At 70.6% G+C, this 12,825-nt stretch carries 10 protein-coding genes; 3 read left to right on the top strand and 7 right to left on the bottom strand.

All coding sequences use genetic code 11. From position 1 onward, the window contains the following. Nucleotides 1–40 precede the first annotated feature (40 nt). A complete protein-coding gene (locus tag HNR40_RS36765) occupies nt 41–1,228 on the top strand; it encodes a serine hydrolase domain-containing protein (RefSeq protein ID WP_312896658.1) in 1,188 nt (395 codons plus the stop codon). A 20-nt stretch (nt 1,229–1,248) separates the two neighbouring features. Here HNR40_RS36765 and HNR40_RS36760 read toward each other — a convergent pair whose 3' ends face one another. The 7 genes from HNR40_RS36760 to HNR40_RS36730 form a co-directional block, all read right to left on the bottom strand. Further along, entirely contained in the window at nt 1,249–1,869 is a 621-nt protein-coding gene (locus tag HNR40_RS36760) for a response regulator (protein ID WP_184969756.1), read from the bottom strand. Then, complete coding sequence (locus HNR40_RS36755; RefSeq protein ID WP_184969754.1) at nt 1,866–3,074, bottom strand: sensor histidine kinase; 1,209 nt, start codon at nt 3,072–3,074, stop codon at nt 1,866–1,868. Before HNR40_RS36755 ends, HNR40_RS36760 begins: the two co-directional genes overlap by 4 nt. 36 nt (nt 3,075–3,110) lie before the next feature. Continuing rightward, nucleotides 3,111–4,931, bottom strand: a complete 1,821-nt coding sequence (locus HNR40_RS36750) for a hypothetical protein (RefSeq protein ID WP_184969752.1) — start codon at nt 4,929–4,931, stop codon at nt 3,111–3,113. Beyond that, nucleotides 4,916–5,683 carry an ABC transporter ATP-binding protein gene (locus tag HNR40_RS36745; RefSeq protein WP_184969750.1) on the bottom strand — a complete coding sequence of 256 codons (768 nt, stop codon included), beginning with the start codon at nt 5,681–5,683 and terminating at the stop codon, nt 4,916–4,918. Before HNR40_RS36745 ends, HNR40_RS36750 begins: the two co-directional genes overlap by 16 nt. Nucleotides 5,684–6,196: 513 nt before the next feature. Continuing rightward, a complete protein-coding gene (locus tag HNR40_RS36740; protein WP_184969748.1) occupies nt 6,197–7,000 on the bottom strand; it encodes an alpha/beta hydrolase in 804 nt (267 codons plus the stop codon). Between the two features lie 9 nt (nt 7,001–7,009). After that, on the bottom strand, nt 7,010–7,840 hold the full coding sequence (locus tag HNR40_RS36735; RefSeq protein WP_184969746.1) for an alpha/beta fold hydrolase: 831 nt from the start codon (nt 7,838–7,840) through the stop codon (nt 7,010–7,012). 18 nt (nt 7,841–7,858) lie between these two features. Beyond that, entirely contained in the window at nt 7,859–8,680 is an 822-nt protein-coding gene (locus HNR40_RS36730) for an alpha/beta fold hydrolase (protein ID WP_184969744.1), read from the bottom strand. A gap of 239 nt (nt 8,681–8,919) precedes the next feature. Between HNR40_RS36730 and HNR40_RS36725 the strand changes: the two genes are divergently transcribed. Both HNR40_RS36725 and HNR40_RS36720 read left to right on the top strand, forming a co-directional pair. Continuing rightward, nucleotides 8,920–9,888 carry a helix-turn-helix domain-containing protein gene (locus HNR40_RS36725; RefSeq protein WP_184969742.1) on the top strand — a complete coding sequence of 323 codons (969 nt, stop codon included), beginning with the start codon at nt 8,920–8,922 and terminating at the stop codon, nt 9,886–9,888. Between the two features lie 112 nt (nt 9,889–10,000). Continuing rightward, nucleotides 10,001–12,715, top strand: coding sequence for a helix-turn-helix transcriptional regulator (locus tag HNR40_RS36720; RefSeq protein ID WP_184969740.1), 2,715 nt, complete (start codon nt 10,001–10,003; stop codon nt 12,713–12,715). Nucleotides 12,716–12,825: the final 110 nt, after the last annotated feature.

The raw sequence follows: 12,825 nt of genomic DNA, 5'->3' as shown, positions 1-12,825 counted from the left end.
TGCTGACAGGCTGGGTGCTGTCTGTCGTAGCGCTGTAAGAGTGCTGTCACCGCCGGCCCGCATCGTGGAGGACGTCAAACGATGGATGGGCGAAAGGCGTGACATGTACGACAAGACGCAGCAGGTGCTCGAATGGGCCGTCTCCGAGGTGGACATTCCTGGCATCGTCGCCGAGGTGAAGAACGCCGACGGGTCCACCTGGTTCGGCACCGCCGGGGTGGCAGACCTGACGAGCGGCGCCAAGCGGGTGCCGGGGGAACTGGTGCCGATCGGCAGCGGCGACAAGGCCTTCATCGCCACCGTGATCCTCACCCTGGAGGCCGAGGGCAGGCTGGACATCGAGGACCCGATCGGCAAGTGGCTGCCCGGCGTGCTGGACACCGGCGGCTATGACGGTACCGAGATCAGCATCAGGCATCTGCTCAGCAACACCGGGGGCCTGTTCTCCACGGGCCTGGCGCCGGAGCTGGTGGCCAGATACACGAGCCGGGCCACGTTCACCCAGCACCGCTTCGACGCCTGGAGCCAGCAGGATCTGCTGCGGCTGGCGGTCTCCCAGCCGCCGGTCGGCCGGCCGGGTGAGCGCTTCGTCTACTCCAACGGCGGCTTCGCCGTGGCCGTGGCGCTCATCGAGAAGGTCACCGGCAACACCTACGCCCAGGAAGTCGAGCGCACGGTCTTCCGGCCGCTCGGCCTGAGCTCCACCTATGTGCGGCCCGAGGGGGAAACCACTTTCCCCGGCCCGCACCCGCGCGCGTACTCGACCCAGTTCTACAAGGACGGCGTCGACCCCGCGGACGTCACGCCGGAGAACTGGGAGTCGATGGTCGAGGAGCCCGGACTCGCTCCGCTCGACGTCACCGAGTTCGACACGTCCTGGGAGCCCGGCAACATCGTCTCGACCACCGGTGACATGCTCCGGGTCATCAGCGCGGTGGCCAGTGGCTCCCTGTTGCCGTCCGCGCAGTACCGCAAGATGTGGACCACGGTCTCCACCGAGGGCGCCAACTGGCTGCCGCACACCCGCTACGGGCTCGGTTCCTTCGAGCTCGACCCGGCGATGACCGGCGGGGTCACCGTGCGTGGTGTGGCGGGCAGCTACTGGGGGCACATGTTCGGCGCCCTGGCCACGCCCGACGGCGAGCGCGCGGTCGCCTTCCACACCAACACCGAGGCCAAGAGCTGGGAGCTGCTGTTCAAGCTCGCCCAGACGGCTCTCGCGGGCTGAGCCGCGTACGCACATGTGCGCTATTTGAGCAGGCCGCGCCGGTACCCCTCGCCGACGGCGGCGGCGCGGTCGCGGACGCCGAGTTTGTCGTAGATGTGCAGCAGGTGGGTCTTGATGCTGGCCTCGCTGATGAAGAGTTTGGCGGCCGCCTGGCGGTTGGAGGCGCCATCGGCGACGAGGGCGAGGACTTGGAGTTCGCGGTCGGTGAGGGCGGCCTTGACCGGTCGGCGTACCTGGCCCATCAGACGGCCGGCGACCGAGGGTGACAGGACCGGCTCGCCCGCGGCGGCGGCGCGGACCGCGCGCAGGAGTTCGTCGGTGGGGGCGTCTTTGAGGAGGTAGCCGGTGGCGCCGGCTTCGATGGCGGGCAGGACGTCGGAGTCGCCGTCGAAGGTGGTCAGGACGAGGGTCTTGATGTGGGGGTGGGAGCGGCGCAGGGCGGTGATGGCGCTGACGCCGTCCATTTCGGGCATGCGCAGGTCCATGAGGACGATGTCGACATCGAGTACGGCGGCGCGGTCGATGCCCTCGCGGCCGTTGGCGGCTTCGCCGGCGACGTGGATGTCGGGTTCGGCTTCGAAGGCGGCGCGCAGGCCGTCGCGGACGATGGGGTGGTCGTCGACGATGAGGAGGCGGATCACCGGGGGCTTCCTTGGAGTGCGGGGACGGTGGCGCTGACGGCGGTGCCCTCGCCGGGTGTGCTCTCGATTTCGAGGGTGCCGCCGACGCCGCGCAGGCGTTGTCTCATGCTGCTGAGGCCGAATCCTTTGCCGCCGGGGTTGTGGATGCCGGTGCCGTCGTCGCGGATGTCGAGCAGGACGACGGTGCCGGTGTAGGAGAGGGTGAGGCCCGCGCGGGTGGCGCCCGCGTGTTTGGCGACGTTGGCGAGGGCTTCCTGGGCGACGCGGAACAGGGTGACCTCGATGGCGGGGCTGAGGGGGACGCGGTCGCCGGTCACTTCGACGTGGAGGTCGACGCCGGTGGTCTGGGTCCAGTTGCGGGCCAGGGTGGTCATGGCTTCGGGGAGGTGGGCGTCGTCAAGCTGGTGGGGCTGCAGGGCGGCGACGGAGCGGCGGGCTTCGGTGAGGCTGTCCCGGGCGAGGTTGAGCGCGAGTTCGACGTGGGTGTCGGAGTCCTTGACGCGCTGGGCGGCGCGTAGCTGGGTGATGATGCCGGTGAGGCCCTGGGCGAGGGTGTCGTGGATCTCGCGGGCCATGCGCTGGCGTTCGTCGAGGATGCCGGCCTCGTGGGCTTGGGTGAGGAGCTGGGCGTGGAGTTCGGCGTTCTCCTCCATGGCGGTCTGAAGGTCGCTGACCGCCTTGCGGTATTTGCGCTGCCGGTCCTCGATCTTGATGCCGGCGATGGAGCCGCCGCCGATGGCGACCGTCTGCACGGCGATGATCGCCAAATAGAAGACGATGAGCTGGATGGTGGCCTGGGCCCAGTCGAGCGATGCGCCGTACAGGACGAAGGAGGTGGCGGCGACGGCGGCGAAGGTCCACTTGGAGGGGGCGAAGTGGGCGGCGAGGAAGAAGCCGGAGATGCAGTAGATGATGAAGCTCGGGTGGTGGACGGTCAGCAGTGCGGCGGTGGCCAGGACGCCGGCGAAGTGAACGGTGACGACGACCCGGCGCCGGCGCACGTCGGCGGGGATGAGGGTGTGGGCGCCGAGAATCCAGGCGAGGGCCAGGGCGGTGAGCGCGAGGGTACGCGGGATCCCGCCGTCGGCCTGATCGCGTGAGGCCAGGCTGATGACCAGGGAAGCGGCGAGGGTGATGTAAGGAACGATCTCGACGGCACGCTCGAAGCGTCGTTCCCAGGCGGAGAGCGGGAAGGGATCGTTCATCCTGGGCGCGCCCTCCTTTCGGGGTATGACTGGGTTTCACCTGGTAGTGGTGGGTGAGGGCGAGTTTAGGCGCATGGGGATGAGGATGGCGTAGCCGTACATGAGCAGCCCGAGGGCGATCATGAAGATGATGGTGGGCCATTGCCAGATCGGCGGGAGATGCAGGGCGAGGAACCAGGAGCGGTCCCCGATGCCGAAGGTCTTCATGACCAGCGGCACGAGGCCCTGGGGGAACAGGGGAAGCCAGGCGATGACGTAGCTGATCGTGACGCCGATGCGGTGCTGGATGGGCAGGTCGGCGGTGGTGGGTTTGTCCGCCTGGGGTGACGGGCCGTGCTTCATGAGGTTGAGCAGATCGATCCCGTGGTTCTCGAGTCTGCGGTACGCGATCCTGCCGAGCCCCCAGGCGCAGAGGGCACCGGTCAGCACACCGGTGGCGATCCCGGCCCACGGGTGAAGGAGGATGGCGCCGGCCGCGGGCAGGGCGGTGGCGGGGACCGCGATGAGCACGAGCCAGGCGAGGCTGGTTTCGGCGGTTTCGTCGGCGCCGGTGCTGAGCGGGTTGCCGCCGCGCTTGTGGGGGTCGGTGCCGGGGACGAGCGAGGTGACGGCGAGCAGGACGATGACCCCGGCGCCGCCGCCGAGGAGGGCGGGGAGCAGGCCGAGTACCCACGGCCAGGCCCAGGTCAGGCCGCTGATGAGGGTGCCGGCCAGGGAGAGGATGACGGCGGCCGGGCCGACGATGAGGAGCCAGGCCCGCTGGCGGCCGCGGACGTCGGCGCGTTCCGCGCCGGGGGTCATGAGGGTGAGCCAGAGGGCGGTGCCGTCCGCGCCGTAGAGGTTGGCCGAGGACGCGGCGGCCATCACGGTCGCGATGAGTCCCGCGAAGGGCACCATGACCCAGACGTCGAGGGCGAGGAGCAGGAGGGGGGTGACGACGGCGTAGGAGAAGGCGGTGGCGAGCAGCTGGATGCGGACCAGGTCACGCCACCAGGCGCGCAGTTCCTTGGCGGCGGCGATGCGGGCGCCGCCGGTGCTGGGGAAGGGGCGGGGCGTACCCCGGCGGGGCGGCACGCCGCCGCGTGCGGCCGAGACGACGCGGCGTGACAGCAGAGCGGCCCACGCGGCCAGGAGGAGGGCGATCACGCCGACGCCGGCGACGAGGATCGCGAGGGCGAGGGGCCAGGGGGCCTCGATGGCGGCCACGCCCCAGCCGGAGGGCAGGACGCGCACCAGGATCTGGGACCAGGCGGCGGTGTCGGCGCCGCCCAGAGCTACGGCGGGCGCCCAGCCGTTGCTGCACAGGGCGATGGCGGTGCCGGTCACGATGCCGACGGCGGCCGCGGTGGCGCGGGATCTCACGAACAGGCCGATGAGCGCCACGATGACGCGGGAGATCATCACCATCGTGATGAGCGTGGTCACCGCTGCCGCCAGGCCGATGAGCACTCCGGCCGGGCCGAAGCGCCAGCCGTACACGGGAAGGGACATCAGGGCGATGAGGTTGACGGCGGGTGCGGGGCCCGCGAAGGCCCCGGCGAGCAGGGCCGCCGCGATCCGCCCCGGCGTGGCGGGGAGCATGGAGAAGTATTCGGGGCGCAGGGCCTCGTTGCCGCCCCCGATGAAGATGGGGCCGAAGATCCAGCCGCAGAGCCAGACGGCCAGGGTGAGCGGCAGGTAGGCGGGCCACAGGACGGCGACGGCGATCGTCGCGAAGGCCAGGATCAGCCCGGCCGAGACTCCGGTGTAGAGGTTGGTGGCGCTGTCGCCGCGCAGGGAGTTGCGCATGAGGGCCAGCCGCATGCGGATCATGTGCTGCGCCAGGGCAGCCGGGCCGAGGGTCAGGCCGTGAGCCATGCCAGCCCCTCCGTTCCTCCGGTGCGGGCGCCGACGAGTTCGACGAAGGCGTCCTCCAGGGTGACGGCGCCGCGTACGTCGTCCAGCGGCCCGGCGGCCACGACGCGGCCGTCGGAGATGACGCCCACGTGGTCGCAGAGCTGCTCGACCAGGGCCATCACGTGGCTTGAGATGATCACGGAGCCGCCGCTGTCGGCGAACCTGCGCAGGATGGTCTTGATCGTGGCCGCCGAGACGGGGTCTACGGCCTCGAAGGGCTCGTCCAGGACGAGCAGGCGGGGCGCGTGCAGGAGGGCGACGGCCAGGCCGATCTTCTTGCGCATGCCGGTGGAGTACTCGATGACCAGGGTCCGCTCCGCCGCGTCGAGCTCGAGGATCTGGAGGAGTTCCTCGGTGCGCTCGGCGACGACGGCGGGCGGCAGGCCGCGCAGCAGGCCGAGATAGGTCAGGACCTCGCGGCCGGTGAGCCGCTCCGGCATGGCGTTGCCGTCGGGCAGCACGCCGATCAGTCCCTTGGCCCGGACGGTGTCGCGCCAGACGTCGACGCCGAAGATCTCGGCGCTGCCGGCGTCGGGGCGGAGCAGGCCGACGGCCATGGCCAGGGTGGTGGTCTTGCCTGCGCCGTTGGGGCCGACCAGGCCGTAGAAGGACCCGGCGGGGACGGTGAGGTCGATGTCGTCGACGGCCACGTGGTCGCCGAAGGCTTTGCGGAGTCCGATGGTGCGGAGGGCGGGCTCCTGGTGTGTTGGCATGCCTTGAGAATCGCGTGGGGCGGCGGGTGGCGGATCGTCCGGCCGGAGTTCGGGATGGTGGATTCCGGCATCAACCGATCGGTTGATGCCGCGCCGACAGGCCTATTCAACGGTGTCGCTCTCCTTGAACGCCTGACCACATCCCGGCGACCCCGCATTAGTCGCCTGTGAAAAGGCCAAGAAAACCGGCGAGCTGTGGAACGGCAGGCCGCCGTCACCCGATCCTTCCTGGGCGGAGCCGTGGAGCGGGCCGGTCTATCTCGAATCGGGCCGACTCTGCGCGGTCGGCGACAACCAGGGCGATTCAGGCTTCTACACCGTCTTCAACCTCGGCCGGATCCGGACGATCTGGGCGGCCAGGGTGTTGTCCAAGTTCGTGGACAACGATCGGGAGACCACGTTCCCTCGCGAGATCTACCGGCTGGATCTGTTCACCCTGCAGTTTTGGGCGGGCTGAGGACTCACCGCCCGGGAAGGCCCCGGCCGTGCCCCGCGCGGCCGGGGCCGGAGTTGTCAGGAGTGGTCGAGCGCCCAGGTGAGGGCGTGGTCGGCGACCTCTTCCCAGCCGTTCTGGGCGGGCATCAGGTGGGAGCGGCCGGGGAAGGTGACCTGCTCGGTGATGGTTCCGGGCGCCTTGTAGTGGTTGGCGTTGGAGATCTGCACCTTCGGGGGCATGAGGTGGTCGTTCTCGCCGGAGATGAACAGCAGCGGCTTGCGGTCGGGATTGCGGTAGTTGACGTAGGTGTCGTCGTGGCCGGGGTGGATGTTGGCCAGCGCGCTGCCCCAGAAGACGTGGCCGGAGGCGGGGATGTGGTAGCGCTCGTAGGTCGCCCTGGCCTGGTCTTCGGGGAAGGTGTTGGTGAAGGTGTAGTGCCACTGGTCGTAGGTGAGCCCGACTGCCTTGTGGCGGTTGGCGGGGTTGCGCAGCATCGGGAACGAGGCGCGTACCTGCGACAGCGGAATGATCTTGACGCCTTCGGTGGGGGCGGAGTTGATCGCGACTCCGCAGGCACCGTAGCCGTGGTCGAGCAGGATCTGGGTGAACACGCCGCCGGCGGAGTGGCCGATGAGGATCGGTTCGGTGTCCAGGCCCTGGATCAGTTCCTCCAGCGAGGAGATGATCGCGGGGACCTCGAGTCGTTCGATCGGGGTGGTGTCGGCGTTGAGGGCCTCGACCTCGACGTCGAAGCCGGGGTAGGCGGGAGCCAGGACGCGGAAACCCTTGGCCTTGTAGTGCTCGACCCAGTGCTCCCAGCTGCGGGGGGTGACCCAGAAGCCGTGGATGAGGACGATCGTGTCAGGTTTGGTCGCGGACATCGGGGCTCCTCAGCGGGTTGCGGCGTAGGCGGCGAGGACCGTGGCGGTCGCGGCGGCGGGGTGGGACATCATGACCACGTGGGAGGAGCGGATCTCCCGGACCTGGCTGCCGGCCCGCTCGGCCATCGTACGCTGGACGGCCGGGGGGATGACCTTGTCCTGCGTCGGGATGAGATACCAGGAGGGAATGGTCTTCCAGGCCGGGGCGCCGCTGGGCCCGGCGAGCCCGGCGACGCTGCCCGGACGCTGGGTGGCGGCCATCAGCCGGGTCTTGTGCTCGGGCAGGTCGGCGGCGAACACCTGCCGGAACTTGGCGGGGTCGATGTAGCCGTCGATCGGGCCGCTGCCGTCAGGCGGGATCGTGCCGTCCGGCAGCGGGTATGGACGCTTGACGAGCGCCTCGCCGAGCAGGCTGCCGGGCACGCTCGTGGCGAGCTGAAGCGCGCTCTCGCCCTGGTCGGGAGCGAAGGCGCCCAGATAGACGAGGGCCTTGACGTTGGTGTGGCCGCGGGCGGCGTTGGTGATGACGACACCGCCGTAGGAGTGGCCGACCAGGATGACCGGGCCGGTGATGGTGTCCAGGACGCTGGAGATGTAGGCGGCGTCACCCGCCGCGTCCCGCAGCGGGTTGGCGGGCGCGATGGTCGGGAACCCGGCGGCCTGGAGCAGGGCGATGGTGTCGTTGAAGCCGGACGCGTCGGCGAACGCGCCGTGCACAAGCACCACAGTCGGTTTCGGTGTACGGCCGGCCGCCGAAGCCTGGGCGGCGGCGGACCCGCAGACCAGGAGGGCGGCGCCGACCACGACGGTCAGGACGCGCCGGAGAGACGGGATACGCATGGGGATTCCTTGTGCGGGTCAGGAGGCCAGGAAGGCGAGCAGGTCGGCGGTGAACTCCTGCTCGAACGCGCCCACCAGCCCATGCGGCGCGCCGGGGTAGACCTTGAGCCGCGCATCCTTGACGATCTTCGCGGACTCCAGGGCGGCGGCGACGATCGGGACGATCTGGTCGTCGTCACCGTGGGCGATGAAGGTGGGCACGTCGATCTTCTTGAGGTCCTCGTGGAAGTCGGACTCGGAGAAGGCACGGATGCAGTCCAACGCCCCCTTGATGCCGACCTGCATGGACTGGGCCCAGAAGGCACGGGAGACACCCTCGGAGATCTGGGCGCCTTCCCGGTCGAACCCGTAGAAGGGGAAGGACAGGTCGTAGTAGAACTGCGACCGGTCGGCCGCCACTCCGGCGCGGATGGCGTCGAAGGTCTCGATCGGCAGGCCCTGCGGGTTGTCCTCGGTCTTGAGCATCAGCGGTGGCACCGCGCCCAGCAGCACCACCTTGGCCACCCGGGAGGTGCCGTGGCGGCCGATGTAGCGGGTGACCTCGCCGCCGCCGGTCGAGTGGCCGACCAGGACGACCTCCCGCAGATCCAGGGTCTCGATCAGGGTGGCGAGGTCGTCGGCGTAGGTGTCCATGTCGTTGCCGTTCCACGGCTGGGACGAGCGCCCGTGGCCGCGCCGGTCGTGAGCGATCGCCCGGTAGCCGGCGGTGGCGACGGCGTGGGCCTGCGGGTCCCAGGCGTCGGCGTTGAGTGGCCAGCCGTGGCTGAACACGACGGGCTGCCCGGTGCCCCAGTCCTTGTAGAAGATCTCGGTTCCGTCGGTGGTGGTCGCGAAAGGCATGTGTGCGTCTCCTGTCGGTTGCTCGCGGACAGATCGTCACCGGAGCCGGGCCATCCGGTCTTGCCCGTGCGTGCCACGGTCTTTGCTGTGCGCGCCAGTCTGATCAACCGCATGGACCGCCATGACCTTGACCGTCGCCCCGGCGGCGCCATGGCTGGCCACAGCGCCGGATGATCAGCGAGAATCCGGCACGGAGGGATAATTCATCCCCGCTCATACCCCCCACCGGGAGGAAAACAGTGCTGCTCCTGGACACCGCCGACATTCGGCCGGAGGACCGGATCGAGGTCTTCGAGGCGACGGTGCTCGGCGAGACCGGCAGCTGTGGGGTGGAACACGAACCCGGCCCGGACGGTCTGTTCAGCAAGCGGCTGGAGGGCTGGCGGTTCGGGCCCGTCGCCATGTACCTCAATTCCGGCACCGGGATGCGGTACTGGCAGACCTCACGCCACCTGCGGATGGACTCCAGGAACACCGTCTCGGTCCTGGCCCAGGTCGCCGGCCCCGGTCAGTTCGTCTGGAACGATCACCAGCAGGTCCTCACCGCCAGCGACCTGGTCGTCGCCACCAAGTCGGCCGGCTACTGGGAACGGACCTGGTCCGGCGTCGGCTCGAACATCGCTCTCATGATCGACGCGGAGCAGATCGCGCTGCCCGACAGCATGATCCACACCGCCGTGCCGCGCATCGCTCGCAGCCCCATCACCCCGCTGCTGCTCACCCACATCCACGGCCTACGGCGTGACGCCGACCGGCTGGAATCCGACGCGGGAGCCGACGACATCGGGCAGGCGACCCTCGCCCTCGTCCGTGCTCTCATCGCCTCCGTCATCACCGAGGACCGCACCCGGCGCGCGATCGCCGACGAGACGCTTCTGGTGCGGGTCCTGGCCTACATCCGGGCTCACCTGACCGACCCGGACCTCACCCCGGCCCGGATCGCCGCCGTCCACAACATCTCCCTGCGTTCCCTCTACCGATTGTGGGAGGACGGCGGCCTCAGCCTCGAACAGTGGATCATCCGCCGCCGCCTCGAAGGCGCCCGCCGTGACCTGACCGCCCCCGAACACGCCCACCGCACCATCGACGCCATCGCCCGCGCCTGGGGATTCACCAGCCCAGCCCACTTCACCCGCAGATTCCGAGGCGCCTACGGAACCACCCCCCGCACCTGGCGCACCGCCGCGGCACCAACCACCGGAGACTGACATGCTTGCCCCTACCCGGCGTCCATGGCCGGCCGAAAGCCGTCACGGCCGTGGCTGACAGGGCCGTTCACCCGACCGCACGCCCGGCAGCGGCGTGACATAGGAGCAACACATGCCACTGGTGGGCAGGGAGGTTGAGCAAGCGCGGATTCAACGCCTGCTGGCGAACGCGCGCGACGAACGCAGCGGCGTCCTGGGGCTGCGGGGCGCGGCGGGCATCGGGAAATCGGTTCTTCTCGATCATGCTGTGTCGATCGCCGAAGAGGGCGGCATGCGCGTGGTCCGCGGAGCGGGGGTCGAGTCCGACTCCGAGCTGGCCTACGGCGGCCTGCACCACCTGTTGTTTCCCCACCTGGATCGGTTGGACGCCCTCCCCGCTCCCCAGGCCAGGGCACTGCGTTGTGCCTTCGGCCTGTCAGAGGGGGACGAAGCCAACCGGTTCCTGATCTCCGCCGGCGCCCTGTCGTTGCTCGCCGATCTGGCCGAGAAGGCCCCGCTGCTGTGCGTGATCGATGACCTGCAATGGCTCGACCAGGGTTCGGTGGAGGCACTGCTGTTCGCGGCCCGCCGCTTCGTGGCCGATCCGGTCGCGGTGCTGTTCGCGTTGCGCGAGACGTCGATGCCGTTCCACATCGCGGGCGTCGAGGTGGTGGATCTGCCCGGCCTCGCCGCGCCCGACGCCGCCCGGCTGCTCGACGAGCACGTGCCGGAACTCATCGAACCGGTGCGGACCCGGGTCCTCGCGGAGTCCGGCGGCAATCCCCTGGCGATCATCGAGCTCGGGGCGTCGCGGGCCGCGGCGGACGAGTCCGATCCGGCCGAGCAGGTCGGCCCGCTGCCAGTGACCCGCCGCGTACAGGAGGCGTTCCGCCACCAGATCGTGGGGCTTCCCGAGCCCACCCAGCGCGCGCTTCTGGTGGCGGCGGCCGACCTGGCGGCGCCTCTCGCGACGATCCTGCACGTGATCGAATCCCTCGGTGGCGCCACCGGCGACCTGGCGCCCGCCGAACGCGACCGGCTGGTCTGGATCGGCAGCCGGATCACGTTCCGCCATCCCTTGGTACGTGCTGCCGCCTATCAGGACGCGACGCTGCACCGGCGGATCGAGGTTCATCGCGCGTACGCCGAGGCGATGCGCGCGGACGCCGATGCCGACCGCCGGGCCTGGCACCTCGCTGCCGCCACCATCACTCCCGACGAGGCCGTGGCCGCCGAGCTGGAAGACGCGGCGGAGCGGGCCTGGCATCGAGGCGGCGCGATGGCGGTGTCCGCTGCCTACGACCGCGCCGGTCGGCTCAGTGCCGACCGGGAGCTGAAGGCCCGGCGTATCGCCAGGGCCAGCCAGGCCGCGTTCGACGCCGGCAAGGCCGACCGCGCCGCCCGGCTCGCGGCCGAAGCGCTCTCGCTCACCACCGACCCCGGCATCCGGGCCGCGGCCATCTACACCCGTGGCGCCGTGGAGTACGAACGCACCTCGCCGCGGGCCGATGCGGAGCTGACGCTCGAGGCCGCCGCGCTGGTGCGCGACAGCGATCCGGAGCGCGCCGCGCTCACCCTCTACGAGGCCGCGCACGCCGCCCGGCACGGAGCGGCGCACGACCTCCTGCGGCGTGCGGCGGATCTGATGCGCGGGTTCACCCCGCCGGAGCACTGGGCACCCGTGGTCGCCGCCCTTCTCGGGTGGGCGGAGCTCTTCGCCGGACGCCCGGAGCTGGCCGTCGGCCCGATGCGCGCGCTCCACACCGCCACCCGCGGCGCCGGGAACGACCTGACGCATCAGATCACGGCCGGGTTCGGCGGGCTCATGATCGCCGACGACGACAGGGTCGTCGCCGGGATCGAGGACATGCTGGCCGAGGTGCGGGCCAACGGGGCGCTGGGGTGGGTCCCGTACACCCTGAACGTGCTCGCGGTGGCGCGGCTGCTGCGCGGCGAGTTCGCGGACGCCCGCGCGTGCGTGGCGGAAGGCGCATCCGTGAGCGACGAACTCGGGAACACGACCGAGAGCCTGGCACACCGGTCGGTGGAGGTGTGGCTGCACGCCGTAGCGGGTGACGAGGCACGCTGCCGGGCCCTTTCCGAGGAGGTGCTCCCGCGAGCGCTGGCCCGGCACCGGGTCAACGCCGAGATCGCGGCCTGGGGTCTGGGCATGCTCGACCTTTCCGCCCGGCGGTTCGGGGAAGCGTGCGACCGGCTTGAGCAAGTGGCCCGGGGACCCGCGAGCCGAGACCTCCTGGTCCGGGCGGTGCCGGATCTGGTGGAAGCGGCCGTGCGCGGCGGCATGCCGGATCGCGCCCACGGACCACTGGCGGCGTTCCGCCACTGGGCGGAGCACGTCGACCGCCCGGTCGCCACCGGGCTCGAACGACGCTGCCGGGCCTTGCTGGCCGACGACGGCGACGCCGAGGCGCTTTACGCCGGGGCACTGCGGCTCCACGAGGGGCACGGCGGCCCCTACGAGCACGCCCGTACCCAGCTGGTCTATGGCGAGTGGCTGCGCCGCCGGCGCCGCCGTACCGAGGCCCGCGCCCATCTCGCGGCGGCGGTGTCCGCGTTCGAGCGCCTCGGCGCGCCGCTCTGGGCCGAGCGGGCGCGCGGCGAGCTCGCCGCGTTCGGCGAACGCGGCGACGAGCCTCAGCGCAGCGGCCCGCTCACCCTGCTGACCCCGCAGGAACTCCAGGTTGTACGGCTGGCCGCCACCGGTCACACGAACAAGGAGATCGCCGCACAGCTGTTCCTCAGCCCGCGGACCGTCGGCCACCACCTCTACAAGGCGTATCCGAAACTCGGCGTCACCGGTCGCGCCGAGCTGACTGACCTCGTCTAGCCCGCTGGAGACCCCGAGTCCGATCCGGGGTCACTTCCTCGGGCAACAGCGCGCCCTGTCGCACCGAGACTCGCGGCACCGGCAAGTAACGTCAGTCATCGGCTTGCCGG

Origin of the sequence: Nonomuraea endophytica (assembly GCF_014203235.1) — a bacterium.
GTDB classification, from domain to species: Bacteria; Actinomycetota; Actinomycetes; order Streptosporangiales; family Streptosporangiaceae; genus Nonomuraea; species Nonomuraea endophytica.
The sequence above is the reverse complement of the archived record's forward strand: the minus strand, read 5'-3'. Positions and strand labels throughout refer to the sequence as shown.